Annotated in this window: 26 protein-coding genes; 16 read left to right on the top strand and 10 right to left on the bottom strand. The window is 61.3% G+C overall.

The features are described from left to right. Nucleotides 1-11 precede the first annotated feature (11 nt). Together ctaD and coxB are read right to left on the bottom strand one after the other, a co-directional pair. The gene (gene ctaD / locus FIU90_RS06805) at nt 12-1,742 is read right to left on the bottom strand and encodes a cytochrome c oxidase subunit I (protein WP_152434097.1); all 1,731 of its coding nucleotides are present in this window, start codon (nt 1,740-1,742) and stop codon (nt 12-14) included. A gap of 54 nt (nt 1,743-1,796) precedes the next feature. Further along, nucleotides 1,797-2,834, bottom strand: coding sequence for a cytochrome c oxidase subunit II (gene coxB / locus FIU90_RS06800; protein WP_152435738.1), 1,038 nt, complete (start codon nt 2,832-2,834; stop codon nt 1,797-1,799). A gap of 241 nt (nt 2,835-3,075) precedes the next feature. On the opposite strand from coxB, the gene pyrE reads away from it, so the two are divergent. From pyrE to ruvX, 7 genes are read left to right on the top strand one after another with little or no spacing between them, the layout of a single operon-like run. After that, nucleotides 3,076-3,681, top strand: coding sequence for an orotate phosphoribosyltransferase (gene pyrE, locus FIU90_RS06795; RefSeq protein ID WP_152434096.1), 606 nt, complete (start codon nt 3,076-3,078; stop codon nt 3,679-3,681). Nucleotides 3,682-3,690: 9 nt separating this feature from the next. Continuing rightward, nucleotides 3,691-4,446: a pyridoxine 5'-phosphate synthase gene (locus FIU90_RS06790; RefSeq protein ID WP_152434095.1), complete on the top strand. Its 756-nt coding sequence runs from the start codon at nt 3,691-3,693 to the stop codon at nt 4,444-4,446. Nucleotide 4,447: 1 nt separating this feature from the next. Beyond that, nucleotides 4,448-4,732, top strand: a complete 285-nt coding sequence (locus tag FIU90_RS06785) for a pyridoxal phosphate biosynthetic protein (RefSeq protein WP_152434094.1) — start codon at nt 4,448-4,450, stop codon at nt 4,730-4,732. Continuing rightward, complete coding sequence (acpS, locus tag FIU90_RS06780) at nt 4,729-5,130, top strand: holo-ACP synthase (RefSeq protein ID WP_152434093.1); 402 nt, start codon at nt 4,729-4,731, stop codon at nt 5,128-5,130. The genes FIU90_RS06785 and acpS overlap by 4 nt, the downstream gene beginning before the upstream one ends. A 36-nt stretch (nt 5,131-5,166) precedes the next feature. Beyond that, nucleotides 5,167-6,141: a signal peptidase I gene (lepB, locus tag FIU90_RS06775; RefSeq protein ID WP_370515177.1), complete on the top strand. Its 975-nt coding sequence runs from the start codon at nt 5,167-5,169 to the stop codon at nt 6,139-6,141. Between the two features lie 22 nt (nt 6,142-6,163). Then, nucleotides 6,164-7,348 carry a DUF3089 domain-containing protein gene (locus FIU90_RS06770; protein WP_152434092.1) on the top strand — a complete coding sequence of 395 codons (1,185 nt, stop codon included), beginning with the start codon at nt 6,164-6,166 and terminating at the stop codon, nt 7,346-7,348. Then, entirely contained in the window at nt 7,345-7,815 is a 471-nt protein-coding gene (gene ruvX, locus FIU90_RS06765) for a Holliday junction resolvase RuvX (protein ID WP_152434091.1), read from the top strand. Before FIU90_RS06770 ends, ruvX begins: the two co-directional genes overlap by 4 nt. On the opposite strand, the gene FIU90_RS06760 is transcribed toward ruvX, so the two are convergent. The 3 genes from FIU90_RS06760 to FIU90_RS15520 are packed head-to-tail and all read right to left on the bottom strand — an operon-like array spanning nt 7,812 to nt 9,838. After that, nucleotides 7,812-8,705: a transposase gene (locus FIU90_RS06760; RefSeq protein WP_152434090.1), complete on the bottom strand. Its 894-nt coding sequence runs from the start codon at nt 8,703-8,705 to the stop codon at nt 7,812-7,814. The genes ruvX and FIU90_RS06760 overlap by 4 nt on opposite strands. After that, a complete protein-coding gene (locus FIU90_RS06755; RefSeq protein WP_152434089.1) occupies nt 8,705-9,658 on the bottom strand; it encodes a hypothetical protein in 954 nt (317 codons plus the stop codon). Before FIU90_RS06755 ends, FIU90_RS06760 begins: the two co-directional genes overlap by 1 nt. Before the next feature lie 21 nt (nt 9,659-9,679). Further along, nucleotides 9,680-9,838, bottom strand: coding sequence for a hypothetical protein (locus FIU90_RS15520; protein ID WP_172970201.1), 159 nt, complete (start codon nt 9,836-9,838; stop codon nt 9,680-9,682). Between the two features lie 128 nt (nt 9,839-9,966). Between FIU90_RS15520 and FIU90_RS06750 the strand changes: the two genes are divergently transcribed. Both FIU90_RS06750 and FIU90_RS06745 read left to right on the top strand, forming a co-directional pair. Continuing rightward, a complete protein-coding gene (locus FIU90_RS06750) occupies nt 9,967-10,470 on the top strand; it encodes a PaaI family thioesterase (protein ID WP_152434088.1) in 504 nt (167 codons plus the stop codon). After that, a complete protein-coding gene (locus FIU90_RS06745; protein WP_152434087.1) occupies nt 10,463-10,852 on the top strand; it encodes a PaaI family thioesterase in 390 nt (129 codons plus the stop codon). Before FIU90_RS06750 ends, FIU90_RS06745 begins: the two co-directional genes overlap by 8 nt. 3 nt (nt 10,853-10,855) lie before the next feature. On the opposite strand, the gene FIU90_RS06740 is transcribed toward FIU90_RS06745, so the two are convergent. The 3 genes from FIU90_RS06740 to FIU90_RS06730 all read right to left on the bottom strand — a co-directional run bounded on the left by FIU90_RS06740 (nt 10,856) and on the right by FIU90_RS06730 (nt 14,815). After that, the gene (locus FIU90_RS06740) at nt 10,856-13,000 is read right to left on the bottom strand and encodes a transglycosylase domain-containing protein (protein ID WP_152434086.1); all 2,145 of its coding nucleotides are present in this window, start codon (nt 12,998-13,000) and stop codon (nt 10,856-10,858) included. 47 nt (nt 13,001-13,047) lie between these two features. After that, the gene (gene cobS / locus FIU90_RS06735) at nt 13,048-14,040 is read right to left on the bottom strand and encodes a cobaltochelatase subunit CobS (RefSeq protein WP_152434085.1); all 993 of its coding nucleotides are present in this window, start codon (nt 14,038-14,040) and stop codon (nt 13,048-13,050) included. Nucleotides 14,041-14,125: 85 nt separating this feature from the next. Beyond that, the gene (locus FIU90_RS06730; RefSeq protein ID WP_234029658.1) at nt 14,126-14,815 is read right to left on the bottom strand and encodes a cupin domain-containing protein; all 690 of its coding nucleotides are present in this window, start codon (nt 14,813-14,815) and stop codon (nt 14,126-14,128) included. 72 nt (nt 14,816-14,887) lie between these two features. On the opposite strand from FIU90_RS06730, the gene FIU90_RS06725 reads away from it, so the two are divergent. The 3 genes from FIU90_RS06725 to FIU90_RS06715 all read left to right on the top strand — a co-directional run bounded on the left by FIU90_RS06725 (nt 14,888) and on the right by FIU90_RS06715 (nt 16,779). Continuing rightward, nucleotides 14,888-15,727, top strand: a complete 840-nt coding sequence (locus FIU90_RS06725) for an oxygenase MpaB family protein (RefSeq protein ID WP_152434084.1) — start codon at nt 14,888-14,890, stop codon at nt 15,725-15,727. A gap of 61 nt (nt 15,728-15,788) precedes the next feature. Continuing rightward, complete coding sequence (locus FIU90_RS06720; RefSeq protein ID WP_152434083.1) at nt 15,789-16,160, top strand: DUF1428 domain-containing protein; 372 nt, start codon at nt 15,789-15,791, stop codon at nt 16,158-16,160. Further along, a complete protein-coding gene (locus FIU90_RS06715) occupies nt 16,153-16,779 on the top strand; it encodes a glutathione S-transferase family protein (protein ID WP_152434082.1) in 627 nt (208 codons plus the stop codon). The genes FIU90_RS06720 and FIU90_RS06715 overlap by 8 nt, the downstream gene beginning before the upstream one ends. On the opposite strand, the gene FIU90_RS06710 is transcribed toward FIU90_RS06715, so the two are convergent. Beyond that, a complete protein-coding gene (locus tag FIU90_RS06710; RefSeq protein WP_152434081.1) occupies nt 16,776-17,369 on the bottom strand; it encodes a J domain-containing protein in 594 nt (197 codons plus the stop codon). The genes FIU90_RS06715 and FIU90_RS06710 overlap by 4 nt on opposite strands. Nucleotides 17,370-17,431: 62 nt before the next feature. Between FIU90_RS06710 and FIU90_RS06705 the strand changes: the two genes are divergently transcribed. From FIU90_RS06705 to FIU90_RS06690, 4 genes are all read left to right on the top strand, one after another. Further along, complete coding sequence (locus tag FIU90_RS06705) at nt 17,432-17,701, top strand: BolA family transcriptional regulator (RefSeq protein ID WP_152434080.1); 270 nt, start codon at nt 17,432-17,434, stop codon at nt 17,699-17,701. Further along, nucleotides 17,698-18,156: an NUDIX hydrolase gene (locus FIU90_RS06700; RefSeq protein WP_152434079.1), complete on the top strand. Its 459-nt coding sequence runs from the start codon at nt 17,698-17,700 to the stop codon at nt 18,154-18,156. The genes FIU90_RS06705 and FIU90_RS06700 overlap by 4 nt, the downstream gene beginning before the upstream one ends. Nucleotides 18,157-18,240: 84 nt before the next feature. Beyond that, nucleotides 18,241-19,053, top strand: a complete 813-nt coding sequence (locus FIU90_RS06695; RefSeq protein ID WP_152434078.1) for an SDR family NAD(P)-dependent oxidoreductase — start codon at nt 18,241-18,243, stop codon at nt 19,051-19,053. 5 nt (nt 19,054-19,058) lie between these two features. Further along, nucleotides 19,059-19,946, top strand: coding sequence for an alpha/beta fold hydrolase (locus FIU90_RS06690; RefSeq protein WP_152434077.1), 888 nt, complete (start codon nt 19,059-19,061; stop codon nt 19,944-19,946). On the opposite strand, the gene FIU90_RS06685 is transcribed toward FIU90_RS06690, so the two are convergent. Continuing rightward, on the bottom strand, nt 19,943-21,028 hold the full coding sequence (locus FIU90_RS06685; protein ID WP_370515175.1) for a DUF2332 domain-containing protein: 1,086 nt from the start codon (nt 21,026-21,028) through the stop codon (nt 19,943-19,945). The genes FIU90_RS06690 and FIU90_RS06685 overlap by 4 nt on opposite strands. Between the last annotated feature and the right edge of the window lie 34 nt (nt 21,029-21,062).

Raw genomic sequence — 21,062 nt, 5'->3', positions numbered from 1 at the left:
CGCCCACTCGGTCATGCCGTGGCGGGCTTTTCGTCGCGCGGCATGTGGTCATGGTAATCGTGGTGGTCCTCGATCACCGGGAGCGTTTCAAACTGGTGGAACGGCGGCGGGCTGGGCAGGCTCCATTCGAGCGTCGTCGCGCCTTCGCCCCAAGGATTGTTCTCCGCCTTCTTACCGGCCAGGAACGCATAGGCGATGTTGATGAAGAACAGCGCCATCGAACCGGCCATGATGAGATAGCCGTACGAGCTGATCTCGTTCCAGAAGGTGAAGGCTTCCGGATAGTCCGGATAGCGCCGCGGCATGCCATTCATCCCGAGGAAGTGCTGCGGGAAGAAGATCACGTTCACGCCGATGAAGAAGCCCCAGAAGTGGAGGTGCGACAGGAGCTCGGAATGCATCCGGCCGCTCATCTTCGGGAACCAGTAATAGAAGCCGGCGAACAGCGAGAACACCGCGCCCATCGACAGCACGTAATGGAAGTGAGCCACCACGTAGTAGGTGTCGTGCAGGTTGTCGTCGATGCCGCCATTCGCGAGCACGACGCCGGTCACACCGCCCACGGTGAACAGGAAGATGAAGCCCATCGCCCAGACCATCGGCGACTTGAATTCGAGGCTGCCGCCCCACATCGTCGCGACCCAGCTGAAAATCTTCACGCCGGTCGGGACCGCGATGACCATCGTGGCCGCGGTGAAGTACATCTTCGTGTTCACGTCGAGGCCGACGGTGTACATGTGGTGCGCCCACACGATGAAGCCGACGACGCCGATCGCGACCATGGCATAGGCCATACCGAGATAGCCGAAGACCGGCTTGCGGCTGAAGGTCGCAACGATCTGCGAGATCATGCCGAAACCCGGCAGGATCATGATGTAGACTTCCGGGTGGCCGAAGAACCAGAACAGGTGCTGATAGAGGACCGGATCGCCGCCGCCTGCCGGATCGAAGAACGTGGTGCCGAAGTTACGATCGGTCAGCAGCATGGTGATCGCTGCGGCGAGCACCGGAAGCGCAAGCAGCAGCAGGAATGCGGTGACCAGCACCGACCACACGAACAACGGCATCTTGTGCAGGGTCATACCCGGCGCGCGCATGTTGAAGATGGTGGTGATGAAGTTGGTGGCACCCAGGATCGAGCCTGCGCCCGCAAGGTGCAGCGAGAAGATCGCGAAGTCGACGGCGGGACCGACCGAGCCGGTGGTCGAAAGCGGTGCATACACCGTCCAGCCGACACCTGCCCCCGGACCCGTGCCGCCCGGCACAAAGAGCGAGAAAATGAGGCTGAGAAAACCGGCGACAGTCAGCCAGAACGAGATGTTGTTCATGCGCGGGAACGCCATGTCCGGCGCGCCGATCATCAGCGGGACGAACCAGTTGCCGAAGCCGCCGATCATTGCAGGCATGACCATGAAGAAGACCATGATCAGGCCGTGAGCGGTGATGAACACGTTCCACATGTGAAGCGCGGTATTGATGTCGTCGGCACCGCCCATGAAGGCAGCCCACCACTGCAGGTACTGGATGCCCGGCTCAGCCAGCTCCATCCGCATGATGCCCGAGATTGCACCGCCAATGATCCCCGCGCAGATCGCGAAGATCAGGTAGAGCGTGCCGATATCCTTGTGGTTGGTCGACATGAACCAACGGGCAAAGAAGCCCGGTTTGTGGTCCGCATGATCGTGACCGTGATCCCCGCCATGTCCGGCGGCGGGGGCAAAGTTGTCTGCGGTGGTTGCCATCGTTTAAGTCTCTCGGGTTCGTTCTAAATCGTTTTTTCGTATCGGTGTCGCGCTTCAGGGCGCCGGAACTTCATCGCCCGCATCCTCGGGAGCGACTTCGACGCCGGTTTCCTGACCGAGCGGAGCCGATCCTTCGGCAAGCTCTTCTGATCCCGGTATCGTGCCGCCCTGCGCAAGCACCCATTCGTTGAATTCGTCCAGTGGCAGCGCTTCGACAGCGATTGGCATGTAGGCATGACGGGCACCGCAAAGCTCGGAGCATTGCCCGTAATAGACGCCCGGTTCTTCGATTGTAAGCATACGCTCGTTGAGGCGGCCCGGAACGGCATCCATCTTGAACCAAAGCGAGGGTACGGCGAATGCATGGATCACGTCGGCAGCCGTGGTCTGGATACGCAGCGGCACGCCTGCGGGTACGACCATGCGATTGTCGACCGCAAGCTGCGCCGGTTCGCCATTGGCAAGAGCGTCTTCATCAGAAAGCATGTTCGAGATGATTTCGATCTCGCCGTGGTCGGGGTAGGTGTACCCCCAGTACCACTGATAGCCGGTCGCCTTGATCGTGACCGCATCTTCGGGAGGATTCTCGTACTGGCGCGCGAGAAGCGTGATCGAGGGAACCGCGATCACCACGAGGATGATCACCGGAACGATCGTCCAGACCACCTCGATCAGGGTGTTGTGGGTTGTCTTCGAGGGATTCGGGTTCGCTCGACGGTTGTATTTGACAACCACCCACAGCAACAAGAACAGCACAAACAAACTGATGACGGTGATGACCGGCAAAAGGATGGTGTTGTGCATCCAAAGTGCATACTCACCATCGAGCGAATACTGATCCTGGAAGGTCATGCTGGCCCACATGTCGTCTTGGGCAGATGTCGGCATGCCTTTGCCTTCGGTCGGCTCCATCGGAGTATAGCCGCCAGCCGCTTCGGCCGGCTCGGTCTCGCCAGCAGGCACTTCCAGAGGCTCGGCGGTAGCGGGAACTTCCGCCCCTACGACATCCTGCGCAATCGCAGCCTGCGGAGCCGCCAAGGAAAGAAAAGCTGCCAGAAATGCGGCAAATCCAAGTTTGAACCGGGTGTGCATGTGACCCATCATCAATGTGTCCAAATCGCTTTCGATTTTTATCCCATGCCGCCCGACGAACCCGCTTGTTTTCAAGCCTGGCCGGACGGCGACTTTGCCGACACTCCTGCCAGCTTTGCGCGCTCCTTAGCGGCGCTTGCTCACTGCCTCAAGCGCTTCTAGGGAGAAAAATATGCAACCCTCCATGAGAGGTGCGCAAGCGCAAATAATTCAACATCAAATTCCGGATACGATTTCCACGATGACAACCACCCAGGCCCTGCCGCGTTCCGAAGAGGATGTGCTCCGCGAATTCCGCAACAGCGGTGCTTTGCTGGAGGGGCATTTCAAACTCTCTTCAGGCAAGCATAGCGGACACTACCTGCAATGCGCGCGGGTGCTCATGAACCCGGCGCGTGCCGAGCGACTCGCGAAAGCGGTGGTGGCGGGCGTGCCTTCCGAGATCGTGGACAATATCGACGTGGTGGTCTCGCCAGCAATGGGCGGCATCATCATCGGGCAGGAGGTCGCGCGCGTGCTCGGCAAGGACGCGATGTTCCTCGAGCGGCCCGAAGGCACGTTCCACCTGCGGCGCGGCTTCGCGCTGGAACCGGGCGCAAGAGTCCTGATGGTCGAGGATGTGGTGACGACCGGCCTTTCGAGCCGCGAAGCGATTGCGGCTGTTGAGCGCGAGGGAGGTGAAGTCATCGCAGAATGCGCCCTTATCGACCGTTCGGTGGGCTCGGTCGATCTCGGCGTGCCATTCTATCCCCTCGCGGCATTCGACTTCCCGACCTATGACGAAGACAGCATCCCAGAGGCGCTGGCCTCCGTACCGATTACAAAGCCAGGAAGCCGAAAGAACTAAACCGACCGCATGAACGAATCGCTCCACCCCCATCCCTTGCGCCTCGGCGTGAACATCGATCACGTCGCGACCATCCGCAATGCGCGCGGGGGCGACCATCCCGATCCGGTGCGTGCGGCGGAGATCGTGGCACGGTGCGGCGGAGACGGGATCACGGCGCATCTTCGCGAAGATCGTCGGCACATCCGCGACGAGGACCTGGCGCGCATTCAGGCAGCGACCAACCTTCCGCTCAACCTCGAAATGGCAGCGACGCCCGAAATGCTCGAAATCGCGCTGCGCCACAAGCCGCATGCCGCGTGCATCGTGCCCGAAAAGCGCGAGGAGCGTACGACCGAGGGCGGGCTCGATGCGGCAGGGCTGCACAACACGCTCGTCCCCATCGTGGAGGAACTGAAGGGCGCGGACATCCGCGTCTCGCTCTTCATCGAGGCCGACGAGCGCCAGCTCGACGCAGCCCTGCGCCTCGGCGCGCCGGTGGTTGAATTCCATACCGGCGAATACGCGCACGCGATACTCGACGGCGACAGCGAGAAGACCGCGCGTGAGTTGAAACGCATCTCCGACATGGCAGCGCTCGCAGCCAAGAACGGCATCGAGCCGCATGCCGGACACGGCCTTACATACGAAAACGTCCAGCCTATCGCCGCCATCCCGCAACTGGCCGAGCTCAATATCGGGCACTACCTCATCGGCGAGGCGGTGTTCACAGGGCTTGAGTCCGCCGTGCTCAAGATGCGCGAATTGATGGACGAGGCCCGCTAAAGTGGACACCAGCGAGGCCCCCGACCTCACGAGCGAGCAGAAGCGCTGGGCCTTTGCAGGCTCGACATTATTCCTCACCGCAGTTGGCTTCCTCGGCTATGCGGTAGCGAAAGGCGCGATGGTCGTCTTCGCGGTTGGCTGGGTGGCGCTGCAAGTCTTCGGATTTGTAGGGGCGCTCTATTTCGGCAAGGGCGACTTCGCGCACCCGCTGTTCAAAAGCCAGGTGTTCGTCCACGTCATCGCGCTGATCCTGCTCGTCGCGCTGTTTTTCAGGGGACCAGCATGATCATCGGCCTTGGTTCCGACCTCTGCAATATCGAGCGAATCCAGAACTCTCTGGACCGTTTTGGCGAGCGGTTCGAGAACCGCGTCTTCACCGATATCGAGCGCGCGAAGGCGCGCCGTCGCCCTTTCACCATCGCTGGAACCTACGCCAAGCGTTTCGCCGCCAAGGAGGCGTTCAGCAAGGCTGTCGGCACCGGGTTCAAGCGCGGCGTTTTCATGAAGGACATAGGGGTCGTGAACGCGCCGTCGGGCGCGCCCACCCTCGCGCTCACCGGCGGGGCGGCATTGCGGCTTGAAGAATTGCTCCCTTCGGGCCATGAGGCGTTCATCCACCTGACCCTAACCGACGATCATCCGTGGGCGCAGGCCTTCGTCATCATCGAAGCACACGCGCGGTAGCGGACTTTCGCACGCGAATATTTGAAGCAAGGTACTGTGAGCCAGATCGACAATTCCTCGACCGAAACCCCGCCCACTGCGGGAAAATCGCCTGCGCAAACGGCAGCGATCGCGGACAAAAATGCTCCGGAGAAATCCGGGGGCGAGTCCGAGGGAGACGAAAAGGTCAATTGGCTTGCCGAACTGCGCGGCCTGGCGATCATGCTGCTCGCGGTGCTGGCCTTCCACAGCCTCGTCGCAAAGCCTTTTTACATCCCCTCCACCTCGATGATGCCGACCCTGTGGGTTGGCGACCGGCTTGTGGTGAGCAAATATCCTTATGGCTGGTCGTGGGCCTCGGCGAGCTTCCACATGCTGCCACGCGGCGATTGGCGCATCTGGCCCGACACCCCGGAATACGGGGACATCGTAATTCCGGTGCATCCCTATCGCGATGAAGATTACATCAAGCGCGTCGTAGCCCTTCCCGGCGACACCATCGAGGTGCGCGACGGCCGCATCATCCTGAACGGAGTCGCGATCCCGCGCGAACAGGTGCCGGATGTGCGCATTCCGTTCGAACCCCACCTGCTTTGTTCGGACGGGAATATGGGCATGCGGCCATGCCTTGAAAGTTTCGAACCGTACCGGAAGACGGGAGAAGACGGTCGGGATTATTTCGAGGTCGAAACCTACCGCGAAACGTTGCCCAATGGCGCGACCTATCTCGTGATAGATCACGAAGATCAGCCACTCGACAACTACGGCCCCTATGTCGTTCCGGAGGGCAACGTCTTCGTCATGGGCGACAACCGCGATGAAAGTGCCGACAGCCGCGCGCCCGCAGACTTGCGGGGGTTGGGCGACGGAATTCCGATGGAGAATATCGGCGGCCGCGCCGAGTTCATCACCTTCTCGCTCGATGGATCGACGACGTGGAACCCAGCAACATGGTTCTCCAGCCTTCGCGGTGACCGTGCGTGGACCACGCTTCGCCCGCCCATCGCCGAAGGGTATGAAACCACGGAGTGACGAAGCGCGTTAGCGAACCATCATGGCCAAGAAATTTCTCTACTTTATCGCTTTTTGCATCGTGATCTTCCTCGTCGGTCGGATCGGCTACGAACTGTTTCAGGACGAGCTCGCGGAAATCGCGCTCGTCCCGTCGACCGAATTCACACCGACCGAACCGATGGAGGTGAACGCCTACCAGGATCCGGACCTGTGGTATTCGCGCCCGGGGATCGGCGTTGAAGACCCAGCCCGTTGGCAGCCCGCCTATGCAGCGATGAGCAAGCCTCAAATGGATGCTTTTGCAATCGAGGCAGCTAGGGCGGCCGAGCCTACAGGCGATGACGATGCCGTGTCTCTGCCGGATTTCGCGGTCTTCTTTGTCCACCCCACAAGCTATTTGAGCCGCGACAACTGGAACGCTCCGCTCGGCGATGCCGAAGCCGAACGCATCGCGCGGATCTATGTCCGCGGAATGGCCAGCCCGTTCAACAAGGCTAGCGAGATCTGGGCTCCTCGCTATCGTCAGGCGACTATGGGCGCGTTTCTCACCGACGAGCCGGAGGGGCAGCAGGCAATCGACGCCGCCTATGCCGATGTTCTCGAGGCCTATCGCTTTTTCGTAAGCTCGCTCGACGCGGACACGCCGGTGGTTCTCGCCGGTCACAGTCAGGGCTCGCTCCACCTTCTGCGCCTGCTTCGCGAAGAGGTGAAGAACTCGCCGATCGCCGATCGGCTCGTGGCCGCCTATGTCATCGGCTGGCCTATCTCGGTCGATCACGACCTGCCTGCGTTGGGCTTCCCCGCCTGCGCAACGCCCGCCCAGACCGGGTGTGTGATTTCATGGTCGAGCTTTGCCGAACCCGCCGATCCCTCTCGCGTGATCGAAACCTACGCCAACTCGACCGGGTATGACGGAGAGAAGCGCGGTGAGAGCACGATCCTGTGCACCAATCCGCTGACCGGCAAGTTCGGCGGCGCTGCGCCGGAAAGCGCCAACCTTGGCACGCTTGTGCCTGAAAACGGCATGGAAACTGGGGAACTCGTGCCGGGAGCGGTTCCGGCAAGGTGCGACGAGCGCGGGCTTCTCCTGATCGGCGACCCGCCTGAAATGGGAAGCTACGTGCTGCCCGGCAACAATTACCACGTTTACGACATCCCGCTGTTCTGGGCGAACACGCAGGCAGATGTCGCTCGGCGTGTTCGCGCCATGGACCCGGCAAACTGATCTGCGAGGCCGCCGCCGACTTTGCCGAGGCGCTGCCCGACGGTGGTGTGTTGCTCGGCCTCGATCTGGGTACCAAGACCATCGGCACCGCTACATGCGATGCCGGCTGGCGGTTCGCGACCAATGGGAAAACCCTGGGCCGCGGCAAGTGGACCCGCGACAAAACAATTCTTGCCGAGCTGATCAAACAGCGCGGTGTCAAAGGGATCGTACTCGGCCTTCCTCGCAACATGGACGGGACGGAGGGACCACGCGCCCAAGCTAGCCGCGCTTTCGCGCGAAACTGTTCCGATGCATTCGGTTTGCCCGTCCTCCTGTGGGACGAACGCTGGTCGACCCAGAGCGCAGAGGCCGCGCTCGTCGGGCAGGACGTCAGCCGGGCCAAGCGTGCCAAGACCATCGACAGCCACGCCGCCGCAGTGATCCTGCAGGGGGCGATCGACCGGCTGGCCGGCGGAGTGATCTAATCCATCAGCGCTGCGCGGCGTTGCCCGGCGATATACTCAAGCAACCGACTGCCCGTATTCTCGGCGATACGCCACAGTTCGTCGGCCTCATTTCCGCCGAGGGTGGCCGCCCGCGCTTCAAAGCTTGCCAGCCGTAGCCTTTCGCTTGGATGCGTCCGCCCGACCCAGTCGGCAAAATCGAGCGCCTCTTCCGCACCGCTCGCTACCGCAACGCGCAGGAATGCCTCGGTCGCGTTAGGGCTGAGCACGCGAGTCACCTCGCGTTTCTCAAGGTCGAAACCGTACTGATCGAACCAGCATTGCGAAGGATCGACATGCATAACGTTGAGCGAGACTGACAGGCTTTCGGGCGGCAACTGCGAATGGACGTCCACATGCGCCCGGTAAAGCATGATCTTGCCTTCGTGCAGCGCGCTTCTTTCGACGAACCGCAACGGCGCTGGTTCGCCCGGATAACCGGCTACATCCTCATAGTCATACTCGTAATAGTCGCTGCGATAGCCCGGCCCGATATAGCCGCTCGTCAGGAACGAGAAGTTGTGATCGTGCGGGACGCCGTAGACGAAGCTTTTCGCGCCGCTATTCCGGAAGCACAGATCGCTTTCAGCCGGCCAGATGTTGGCCCGCAAGAACATGTTTCTGCGAAGTGGCGAGAGCACGATCGCTTGTGGACCGTACCCGCTATCCACTTCGTGGGGCACGCGACCCGACAAACGGTCGATGAGCAGATCTGCGAGAAAGGTGCGGTTGTTGGTGAGCCTGCGCAGCCACATCGCCGCTTGCCCCGTAGATGCCGCGTCGCGAGGGTCGAATTCGAGCTGGGCAAGCGCCTCAATGCATTCCAGCAGAGAGCAGGATTTGTCGCTCGGATTGTCGATTATCTGCGGCATTAAGCTGCCTCCTGAGAAAGTTCGGGATGCGAGCCGAAGAGTTGCCGCTCGAGCGATCCTGCTACCCCTGAGAGCGGGTCGCTTGCATCCATACGCAGACCAGCGAGGAGCCGCATCCCGGCTCCTGAGTTGAGGGCCAATGCTTGCCGCACTGCTTCCCAGCGCACGTCCGGGTCTTCCTGCGGGTCAAGGGCTCTCGCCTCCATTGCGGCCAATGCGGGCCGATGGTCCATTGCTCCCAACACCGCGCAAGCCATCAATCGCTGGCTCGCCGCCTTGTCGCCGCTTGCGCTCTGCAGAATGGTGCCGTCGGACAGCCGAAATTCCTGCGATGGTTCGGGCCGCTCAGGTTCGCGAGTGAGCTGGAGCAGCAGGAGGCACCCGCCGACAGAGACAATCTGCCTCGCCTCTTGCCGCCCGGATAGTACGATCCGGTCGCCCGCCATCCATCGAGACTGCGATGTCTCGATACGACCGGTTGCTTCGTCACGGCGATGGAAGGTGCCGCAACCTTCGCCTGTCAGCACAAGTTCGACACTCTCGCGATCCGCAAACAGCGCAGTCTCGGGCACGCGGGCGCATTCAAGGCTTTCATAGGCAACAAGGTTCAATGCGGCGCGGCCACTTTTGAGCAACTGGATCGAAGACAGACCTTTCGAGCAGCGATAGAGATGGGGCACTTCGCCCAGAGGCTCAGTGCGCAACACGCCGAGCATCCGGCCCAGCCAGTCACTGATCAATCCCGTCGCAGCGCGGTTATGCGACATCAGCCGCTCTAGGAATTGGCAATCGCACAACGGCTCGCCCGCGGCGTATCTCGCCAGATCATACAGGAGCGCTTTGCATTCGTCGGCTTCTCGCCAAGCTGTCAATGCGCCGCTCATGGCCGCGCGGATGCGGCGCTGCGCGAGCCTGTCGCTACGCAGCGCCGCGATATCGGGATGCACCTGCATCGCGTCCGCCCTTTCCGGTGCTTAGACCAGCGCTTCGACTGGCGCCGTGTCGTAGATGTAGACCATCACCGCAACCACCGAATCTTCGTAATTCGCACCCAGCTGGGTCGCGGAACCGAACAGGCCTTGTGCGGTATCAAGGCCCGGGAGCGAAGCGAGGTCGATCTTCGGAAGGTTCATGAAAGTTCTCCTGATTTCAACGCGCTGCGGCGGAATTGCCGGAGCAGCGATTGACAAGTTGATCGAGCGTAGCGCTCCTGAGAAATTAAATGATTGTAATATGATGCGCGCGATTCCAAAGAACCGGCATGAGCAATTCGCTGCCCCCTTTCGATCCTAGCGAGGCTGCAAAGTTCTTCTTCAAGCACGGGCATTCGGGCTGGCTCGGCCTCAGATATTCAGCCCATGCGGACAATTGGGTCGAGCTAGAACTGCCCTGGCGTGAGGACCTGTTGGGAGAGCCCGAGCGCGCTGTGCTGGCCTCCGGCCCGATCGTCAGCCTGATGGACATGGCAAGCGGAATGTCGATCTGGCAGGCGAAGGGAACTTTCACACCGATCGCCACGCTTGACCTAAGGGTCGATTACCAGCGACCTGCGCGTGAGCGCAGCGCGGTTTGGGGTCGGGTCGAATGCTATCGCACAACGCGTTCGGCCGCTTTTGTAAGGGGCATCGCGCATGATGGCGATCTCGACGATCCGGTCGCGCATGTGGCCGGGGTTTTCATGACGATCGACCGCGATCCGCGCCAGGGCAAGGTGCCCGCAGGGCAGGATGCGGAAGGCAGCCAGCCGGGGACAGGCGATGCCTGAACTGGAACTACCCGCATATGCGCGAGCTCTCGGCATAAGGGTGCATGAAATCGAGGATGGCGTGCCAGTTCTGACGGTCGATTTCGGTCCCTCGGTGGAGGGACGTCCGGGCCACTATCACGGCGGAGCGACAGCAGGATTGCTCGAGAATGCTGGATATGCAGCTCTGCGAACGCGGTTGATCGAAGAAGGGCGCGCAGCGCAGATGAAGCCGGTCAACATAACCGTGCAATACCTTTCGGCGGGGAAGTCGCAGCCGAGCTTTGCCAAGGGCCGGATAACACGCCTCGGGCGGCGCAATGCCAACATCACAGTGGAAGCATGGCAGAGCGATCGCTCGCGACCGATCGCGACCGCGATCATGAATATCCTGATGGGATGATCGCTAGCGAGACGGTTCGACCGCTAGCCCGTCTTCGCCGAGCCTGAATTCGATTGGCATTCCCTCAATTTCGGTGTTGAGGATTACGCCGTCTTCTTCGAAACGGATTGCCGACCCGTTCTCATCAAGCGGGATTTCCGCGCCGTCCTCAATATCGAAGGGCTGGATCGGACCCTCAGGGTCGGGCACAGCGCTGGGTTTGGGCGCGGGCAGCGCGAGCGCGCCGCGCATGAAGTCCTTCCATATGCGCGCAGGAAGCCCCCCGCCCGTAATACCGTCGAGCGGCGAGTTGTCATCGTTTCCGATCCAAACGCCGACGACAAGATCGCCCGCATAGCCGACGAACAATGCGTCGCGATTGTCCTGAGTGGTGCCGGTCTTGCCGTAGTTCGCAATGGGCAGCTGCGCGGCACGCCCCGTCCCCCTGTTCACCGCTGCACGTAGCATCTGCTCGAGGTCGTCATGCGCGCGGGTCGGCACGCTGTCGGATGGTGTGGTCAGCCATTCCCACCAGCCCTGCTCTTCCTTGGGGAATGCGTATGGCTCGACAGGGAAACTGTTGGCGGCAACGCCCGCATAAGCAGCGGTCAGCTCGAGCAAGGTCATCGTCGAGGTGCCCAGAGCAAGGCTCGGGTCGCCTTCGGGAAGAGGCGAGTTGACGCCGAGCGATCTCGCAGTGCGGATCACGTTCTTGCTGCCGACCTCGTTGAACAATCGAACGGCGGCGACATTGCTCGACGAAGCGAGCGCGTCTTCCAGCGTGATCGTTTCCGAGTAACGATCGCGCGAGTTTTTGGGGCGATAGCTGCCAGTCTCGATCGGGGTGTTCGCGATAGTGTCTTCGGGATCCCACCCGGCTTCAAGTGCTGCCAGATACACGAACAGCTTGAACGTAGAACCAGGCTGCCGTTTCGCCTGTGTTGCGCGGTTGAACGGCGATGCGGAGTAGTCCTTCCCGCCAACCATTGCGACGACTTCGCCGCTGGGACGCATGGCGACGAGCGCGATCTGCGCTTCGCCGAGCGCTGCGCGGCTCGTGACGCGGCTTGCGAGTGCCTGCAATCGTGCATCGAGCGTGGTGGTCAGGACCTGCCGTGAATAGCTCGCCTCCATCCCTTCGCGGGCCAGCGGAAGCGCCCAGTCGGCAAAGTAGGTACCCGTCGGCAAGTCGTCGCGAGTGCGGACGTCGAGCTTGGGTGCTGGCAGCGCATCGGCCTCTTCCTGTGTGATGTATCCGACATCGACCATCGCCTCTATCACGAGATCCATACGCCGCTTGGCGCGATCGTAATGCTTGGTCGGATTGTAGCGGGACGGTGCCTGCAATAGCCCCGCGAGCATCGCCGCCTGTTCCGGGCGCAGATTCTCCGGATGGCGGTAGAAGTAATGCAGGCTCGCCGCGCGCAGACCGTATTGATTGTCGCCGAAATAGGCGTTGGAAAGATAGCGCTCCAGGATCTCGTCCTTCGTCAGCCAGCTTTCCATCCAGAATGCGATGAGCGCCTCGCGTGCCTTGCGGGTGAGTGTCTGTTCGGGTGTGAGGAAGGTGAATTTGGCGAGCTGTTGGGTGATTGTGCTGCCCCCACCCCTTCCGGTCCAGACGGCGCGCGCGATCCCGCGCGGGTCAACGCCCCAATGCGAATAAAACCGTCGGTCCTCGATTGCGAGAAAGGCCTGCACGACATGCGGCGGAAGGTCTTCCACCTCGACCGGCTCGTCCACCATGGCCCCACTGCGAGCGATTGGCGTGCCGTCGCTGGCGAGCAGCGTGACCTGCGGCGCGGCGATAGGCTCCAGGCTCTTGGAAAGCGGGGCTGTGACCGCCAGCCAGGCGACAAGCGCGAAAAACAACAGCAGGATCGCAGCGACGATCCGCACCGCCCACCAGCGCTTGCGCCGCCCCCGCCAGTGAGCCGGTCTCCACCAAGGCAGGCGGCGACGCTCCTCCCGCGCCACTGACCCGTCGAGCTCCGAAAGCTTGCGATCCCATGTGTCGTAATCGGGAGAGGCGCGGCGGGACTTCCACCAGCCACTCTTCTCCTCGGGTAGAATGGGGCGTTGCGATTCGTAGAGCGGATAGAACCCGGTATCGCCGCCATGCAGCGAGCCATCGCTCGATTGCTTTCTGAACCGCGTAAAAAGACCCATGCCCACTGTATTAGCAGACTAACACGGTATCCGGCAAGGGTGTCGGATCAGGAGGGGCGACCAGCGCTTTCGGGCAGGTCTTCGTTGAACACGCGCTGGTAGTATTCGCTCACAATCCCGCGCTCTGCCTCATCGCATTTGTTAAGGAACGAGAGGCGGAACGCGAAGCCGACCGAGTTGAATATCTGAGCGTTCTGCGCCCATGTCATCACCGTACGCGGGCTCATCACGGTCGAGATATCGCCGTTCATGAAGCCTTGGCGGGTAAGGTCGGCGACCTTGACCATGTCCGCGATCAGGGCGTCGTCAGTCTCGGGCGACTTCGATTTGACGATCTGCTGTTCGGTCTCGGCGGACAGGTAATTGAGCGCGACGACGATGTTCCAACGGTCCATCTGCGCCTGGTTGATCGCCTGCGTGCCATGATAAAGCCCGCTCGTATCGCCGAGGCCAACCGTGTTGGTCGTCGCGAACAACCGGAAATAAGGGTTCGGCGTGATGACGCGGTTCTGGTCAAGCAGCGTCAGACGACCATCGGTTTCGAGCACGCGCTGGATCACGAACATCACGTCCGGGCGACCCGCATCGTACTCGTCGAAAGTCAGTGCAACCGGACGCTGCAAGGCCCAAGGCAGGATGCCTTCCTTGAACTCGGTGACCTGAAGACCATCCTTGAGCACGATTGCATCGCGCCCGACGAGGTCGATGCGGCTGATATGCGCATCGAGGTTCACACGCACGCTCGGCCAGTTGAGTCGCGCAGCGACCTGTTCGATATGCGTCGACTTCCCGGTGCCGTGATAACCCTGGATCATCACGCGGCGGTTGTGGGCAAAGCCAGCGAGGATCGCGAGCGTCGTGTCGGGATCGAAGACGTACGATTCGTCGATATCCGGCACATGGTCGTCGGCAACGCTGAACGAGGGAACCTTCCAGTCGACATCAATACCAAAAGTCTCGCGCACATCGACGGTTGCGTCGGGCGTTTCGAGAATGGTGTTGGTCTTCTCGTCGAAATGTCTGTCTGTCATATCGTTCATCACGCCGGACGAGTTAGAGCGCGTTGGCGCTCGCTGCAAGACGAACCGGCCTGCTAAATTTGCAAGTCGGTGAGTTTTCGGGATGTCAGGCGCAGGGCAACCGGATCGTTGCGAGGTGCCCCCGCTTAATCCAGATGCGTGCGCCATCCCTTCCCGTCTGGAAGCTCGCACTCTTTCCGGCCGGCCAGCGAATCCAGTCGCAGCGCCCAAATTCTTCGCGGCCGTGCTGCAGCGATCCTTCAAGCAATAGCATCTCGAAACCCCCCTTGTCTTCGAGGTCGAAATTGATGTCGGGTTCCCACTGCTCAACGGCGACGTGTTCGTAGTCCCGATCTGCCAGGATGGCTGCGCTTACACCGGGTCGTTTGGGGTCGCGAACGAGATCAATCGCGTTGAGATCGACGGCGAACTGATCGCGATCACATTCGTCGAACTGCCACAGCTTCACAAAAATTGTACACCCAGGCCCTGAGCGTGGAATGTGATGTGTACCGATTGGATTGCGGACGTAGGTACCAGCCGGATAATCTCCGTGTTCGTCCTGGAAAACGCCTTCGAGCACGATGAATTCTTCGCCGCCCGAATGGGTATGCTCGCTGAACGTGGATCCTTCGGCATAGCGCACGATCGACGTTGCCCGCGCCACTTCGTCGCCGATCCGGTCGAGCATCCGCCGCTCGACCCCTGCCATTGGCGAAGCTTTCCATTCAAGCGTGTCGGTGTGGATGAGGACGGGCTGGTCGAACTGACTGTTGATCTCCATAGCACTCGACATGGGGCGACGGCGCGTCAAATTAAGACCCTTCCCGCTCGAAATCTCCGATCTCAGTGATTACATTCAACAAATATGGCCGATCCGATCGAATCCTTGCGCCTTCGTCTCGTCGAGCAAGTGCGCGGCGTATTCAACGACACGGCGAACGGCCAGAAGCCCGTGCCGCCCTCCGACGATGCACTGTTCGAACGCGACACGCCGATCCGCAAGGTCCATGCCGATCTCGTCGGTATGATGACGGGCGGCGTTCGCGGCCTTCTTTTGCAAATGCTGCATCCACACGCGCTTCAGGGCGTGCTCGACCATTCCAATTTCCGCGAGGATATGCACGGTCGCCTGCGCCGCACTGCGCGCTTTATCGCGGTCACCACTTTCGGCCACCGCGATGAAGCTATGAAGGCGATCGAGCGGGTAAACCGCATCCATTCCAGGATCGGCGGGACCCTGCCCGACGGCACGCCTTACAATGCCACCAACCCGAGAACGCTAGCGTGGGTGCACGTCGTAGAGGCCCAGAGTTTCCTCGCCGGTTACCTTCGCCACGTTCGTCCAGACATGCCCTATTCGGCCCGCAACGAATACTATCGCCAGTTCGCTGTAATTGCCCGTGCACTGGGGGCTGATCCGGTGCCAGAATCGGTAAGCGAGGCCGATGCAGTATTTCGCGAGCTGCGCACCGATCTCAAGACCTCGCCAGAAGCGCGCGAGGTCGCGCAATTGGTTCTCAGCCAGCGCCCCAAAGGGACACCGCCTGCGCTCCAGACCATGATCGCGGCAGAATCAATTGCGATGCTGCCCGACTGGGCGCGGTCGATGCTGCGGCTCCAACGTCCCGTCCTAACCGCCTTTCCAGCCCGCGCCGCGACCTGGGGCGTGGGACGAACGCTGAGATGGGCGTTCCGCCAGAATTGATGCCGTAGACAAAGGCCACCGTGCTACCATCCGTGGCTCGAAGCATTGAGGGAGAGTGGACATGTATGTCGCAGTTGCAGCGCTGTCGGTGCCGGAAGAAAATCGAGAGGCTTACGAAAAAGCAGCCGCATTCATGGCCGACTGGTCGATGGATCACGGCGCGATCGAAGTGATGGAAGCGTGGGAGCTTGACGTCCCTAACGGCAAGACGACCGATTTCCGCAAGGCCGTGAAAGCGCCCGAAGGAGAGAAGATCGTCACCGGCTGGGTGATTTGGCCGGACAAGGCAACCTTCGACAAAGCGAACGAAGCCATGATGAGGGGCGAAGGCTTCGAAAATCATGAAGCGGGCGACATGCCGTTCGACGGTTCGCGCCTCATCTATGGCGGGTTCGAGCCAATCCTGACTAGGGGACGCAAGGACCATGGCTGAATTCACGTTCTACACCGTGGCGATGAGCCGCGGTCAGATTTCGCGTTGGGCTTTGCACGAAGCGGCCGCGGATTACGATCAGGTCGTGTTCGATTGGGCAACGCGGCCGGACGACTACATCAAGATCAACCCGATGAACAAAGTCCCCGCTCTGGTTCATCACCATGGCGATCACGACCACGTCGTGACCGAGGCGGCGGCGATAAACCACTATCTCGCCGAGACGCATCCCGACAAAGGCCTGCTCCCCGACCCGCACGAAAAGGCCGCCTATTTCCGCTGGCTGTTTTTCGCCGCCGGTCCGATCGAGCAGGCATTGCTTGCGAAGGCGCTCGACTGGAAAGTACCGGAAGAGCGCACCGCGACCGCCGGGTTTGGCACGCTCGAGCGCGCGCTTTCGGCAATGGAAGGCTGGCTGTCGGATAACGACTTTGCCGCGGGAAACCGCTTCACCATGGCGGATACCTACGTTGGGAGTCAGTTCGTGTGGGGAATGCGTTTCGGCTCCATTCCCGAAACGCCCGCTTTCAAGTCCTATGTCGAGCGGGTGACACAGCGCCCCGCATATGCCGAGGCCAATGCGATCGACCAGAGATTGATCGAGGAAGCGGCGGGCTAGCCAATCGCGCGGCTTTTCCGGAGCAGTTGGTAGGCCTCGACCACGCGGCCCAAGCGCGCTTCGTGCTGACGGTCTCCGCCATTGCGGTCGGGATGGTAGCGGCGCACAAGCTCAGAATAGCGCCTGCGCAGGCGGCGCTTGTCGGTGTCACTGCCGAGCCCCATTGCCTCCAGAGCTTCGACCTCCTCTTTCGAAAACCTGCCGCTCATCGCCATTCTCGCCTCACGCTCGGCGCGGCTGCGGATGCCGCCGGCGCGCGCGGATATCGCATCAAGCGGATCGTCGAAGTCGGCCCAGCGCGGCATGCCATCGACAGCTGCCTTGGGAGAAAAGCTCGGGCTTTCCGTACGCCAACCGGCCGCCGGGGATTGCGCGCGCAGGATTTCCTCTGCACTCATCCCTTCAAACCAGTCGTATCCCGCATTAAATTCGCGCACGTGATCGAGGCAGAACCAGCGCCATTCGCCTGGCCCATCGAAGCCGTTGGGCCGGTATCCGGGCGCCCGAAATTCACCCGCATTGGTGCAGGTCGGGTGCTCGCACACCCGCTCTTCGGTTTCATGCCTGCCATGGAACTTGGTTGAGCGCATAAGGGTTGAGAATGGTGATGGAAGCGGCGATTGCCAACATTGCAATTAGGGAAACAATCTGAATGGCAACTGCAATAGCCGAGGAAATGGAGTCGCTTCTGACCAAGAGGTTCGCGCCGACGCGGCTCGAGATCATCAATGACAGCGCACACCACGCGGGCCATGCTGGCGATGACGGCTCGGGAGAGTCCCACTTCACTGTCATCATCGAGGCGGAGGAATTCGCCGACATGACCCGTCTCGCCCGGCAGCGCGCGGTGGTTTCGGCGCTCGGCGATATCGTAGGCAAGCGGGTGCATGCAGTCGCCATCAAGGCAAACGCCCCGGCTTGACCCGCTCGCTCAACCCCACACTGCGCCTGCGCAGGTCTTCACGCATCATTGTGCTCGATCCAGAGCCGCGCGCACTGATGTTTCGCTTTGATATACCGGGCCGCGAACCATTTTGGGTGACTGCCGGGGGCGAGTGCGATCCGGGCGAAAGCTACGAGGATGCCGCGCGGCGCGAACTTCTCGAAGAAACGGGCATTACCGCCGAGCCAGGCAGGCAGATCGCTCGGACAACGCCCGAATTCGTCACTCCGGAGGGCGAGCCGGTGCAGGCAGACGAACGCTATTTCATCGTCCGCGTCCCACATGCACACATCGACACCAGCCGCCACACCGCACTCGAAAAGCGGGTGATGACACGGCACCGCTGGTTCACGCTCGACGAACTATCCGATTGGCACGAAACAATTTTCCCCCGGAATCTGACCGAGATCATCCGGCGCGCTCCGATAATCTAGAAAACGGCGCGCCCATTTATTTCCTTGCCCGACAAGCCCAAGATCGTCAGCAATCCTTGGACGATTGGTTCGGGGAGAGTGTGAATGGATTACACCGGCAAAGTGGTCTGGATTACAGGTGCTTCATCGGGCATCGGCGCGGCACTGGCGCGCGATGTCGCTTCGCGCGGAGCGCATGTCGTGCTGTCAGGCCGCGATGAGGCACGGTTGGCGGAGGTTGCGGCTGACTGCGGCGAGACGCTGATCCTGCCGTTCGACGTGCGCGACGAGGCGGCGCTGGCAGACGCCACGCAAAAGGCGATTGCGTGGAAAGGCGGGGTCGACCTCGCCTTTGCGAATGCAGGCGTGTCGCAGCGCAGCCGGGCGCTCAAAACCGACATGCAGGTCTATCGCGACATTATCGATATCGATCTCACCGCTCAGATTGCATTTTCGCAAGGCCTCATCGGCCACATGGTCGAGCGTGGATCGGGCGGTCTCGCATTTGTCTCTTCGATCGCTGGCAAGGTCGGCGTACCCATGCGCACTGCTTACTCGGCGGTCAAATTCGGCCTTGCCGGTTATGGAGATGCGCTGCGTGCCGAACTTTCTCAAACAGGCGTGAGTGTCCACGTAATCTATCCCGGTTCTGTCGCTACCGATGTCGCGCGAAACGCAATGGTCGGGGACGGATCGAAACGCGGTCGCTCGGACAAGGTCATCGACGAGGGCATCCCGGCAGCCGATGCCGCCAAGTCCATGCTTGATGGTATCGCCAATGGCGAGCGCGAGATCATCGTTGCGCAAGGCATGGAAGCGGGCATGGGCGAGATGCGCCGCACTCCCGATGCGTTGTTCGATCAGGTCGCGGCAATGGTCGCGGCGGGCTATATGGAGCGGATGGAGGAAGAGGGCTGAACGCGATGGAGCAGAAGCGAATAGAGCTAGCCAACGGCATTCATCTCGACGTGGTTGACGAAGGCCCGACCGATGCACCGGTGCTTATATTCCTCCATGGCTTTCCCGAAAGCCACCGGACATGGCGCCACCAGATCGCCCATTTCTCGGACCGTTACCGCTGCATCGCGCCCGATCAGCGTGGTTATCGCGGCTCGTCGAAGCCGCAGGACGTCGATGCCTACACGCCCGACAAGCTGATTGGAGACGTCTTCCTGCTCGCCGATGCCTTGGGCATTGGCAAGTTCACGATCGTCGGTCACGACTGGGGCGGAGCGATTGCCTGGGGGGTGGCGCTTGGCGGCCAGCATGTGCGAGTCGAGCGGGCGGTGATTGCCAATGCCCCGCACCCGGCGATTTTCCAGAAGCTGCTCTACACCAACCCGCAGCAACGCGAGGCAAGCCAGTACATTCGCGGCTTCCGCGATCCGGCCAACGATGCGCTCGTCAGGGAGCACGGGCTGACCGGGTTGCTCCTCAAGGAGGTCAAGTGGGATCGCCCCGACGCGATGGAGCCTGAGGAACGCGATGCCCTCCTGAGGGACTGGCAGAACCGCGATGCTGCCTTCGGGATGCTGAACTACTACCGGGCGAGCCAGATGGACGTTCCGACAATGGATCAAGCATTCGAGGTGCCAGCGGACTATTCACCCCCGCGACTGCCGAAGCTTACCATACCGACATTGGTGATCTGGGCGCTCGACGATATTGCACTGCCGCCGGAGAATCTCGAAGGTCTGGAGGACATCGTTGACCCGTTGACGATCGAGCGCATCCCCGATTGCGGCCATTTCGTCCCTTGGGAGGCACCTGACAAGGTAAATGCCGCGATGGAGAGATTTCTGAGCTCTTAGCCACCGCTCCATTCGACCCATGCGCCATGTGGATGGGCATGGCTCAGGAGAACTTCCTCGCCGGAGCCGGTTGCGCCATCCCAATACCTGACTTTCAGTTCATGGCGGAAGGTTGCGGGATCGGTTTCGAGCGAAATCCACGCGAGCGGACGCTCGGGCGATGCCTTGGCCCCTGCCTTTTCCATCGCATCCGTGATCGCGTCCTGCGTATCGGCAGGCATGTATTGCCACATGATCGAATGGAACATCGCCCGCGTCCTGCCTTCGGATTGTGGGTCGGAGAGGAATTCCGCAACGAAATCGCCCGCGTCCTGTCTGACGAGATCGGGCGCGTTCGCATTCGCCAGTTCGATTGCCGCGTCGATCCGCGCCATGCGACCGGGCGCATCGGGCCAGACATAGCTCTTCAGCCTGAGCGCGCTTGCCGGATCGGACAAGTCGATTGGTGCGACATCGCACCCACGCACCGATACGATCTCGAAGTCGCGGGGAGGCGCGGGCGGAGAGCCTGCGCCCCTCCATTCCGGTGCGATCTGCATTGGCGAGTTTACCGGGCCGACTTCGGTTGCACCGAGTTGGAAGCGATACCTCTCAAGCATCGTCAACACGCCCGCGCTGGCTCCCAGTTCAAAGAGCTCGAATCTCGGAGCGATGCGCTGCGCGAGCCAAAGGATCCCCCCCATAATGCTTGCAGCCCGGCCAGCCTCGTTCGTTTGCGGTGGACCATCGAGCCAAGGCAGGAGCAAGTGATCGTAGGTCTCCACCAGCTCGCACACGAGAGCATCGATCTGGCTCTGGTCGGTGATCTGGCCGGAATAGACCCGCGCAAGCCTTTCGTCCTGTCCCGACAGCAACAGGTGGTGCAGCCCGCCGGCCATGCGCAGCGGCATCGCGTCCTTCAGTGTCAGTCCTTCCCAGCCCGCGATCCGCCTGCCGGTCGCAGTGTCGCTTTCGCGGACTTTGGCGAGAGCACGGATAACCCTCGCGGTGCAGGGCGCGTTGTTCTCCTCGGCATGGGTTGCCTGCCAGTCGAGCGCTTTGGTGAACTCCTCGATCGCCATGATGTCTTCGCTGCTCAACACATCCCCCTTTTGATTGCCCTTTGCCGGTTCAATC

Origin of the sequence: Erythrobacter sp. THAF29, from assembly GCF_009363635.1 — a bacterium.
Taxonomy (GTDB): Bacteria; Pseudomonadota; Alphaproteobacteria; order Sphingomonadales; family Sphingomonadaceae; genus Erythrobacter.
The sequence above is the reverse complement of the archived record's forward strand: the minus strand, read 5'-3'. Positions and strand labels throughout refer to the sequence as shown.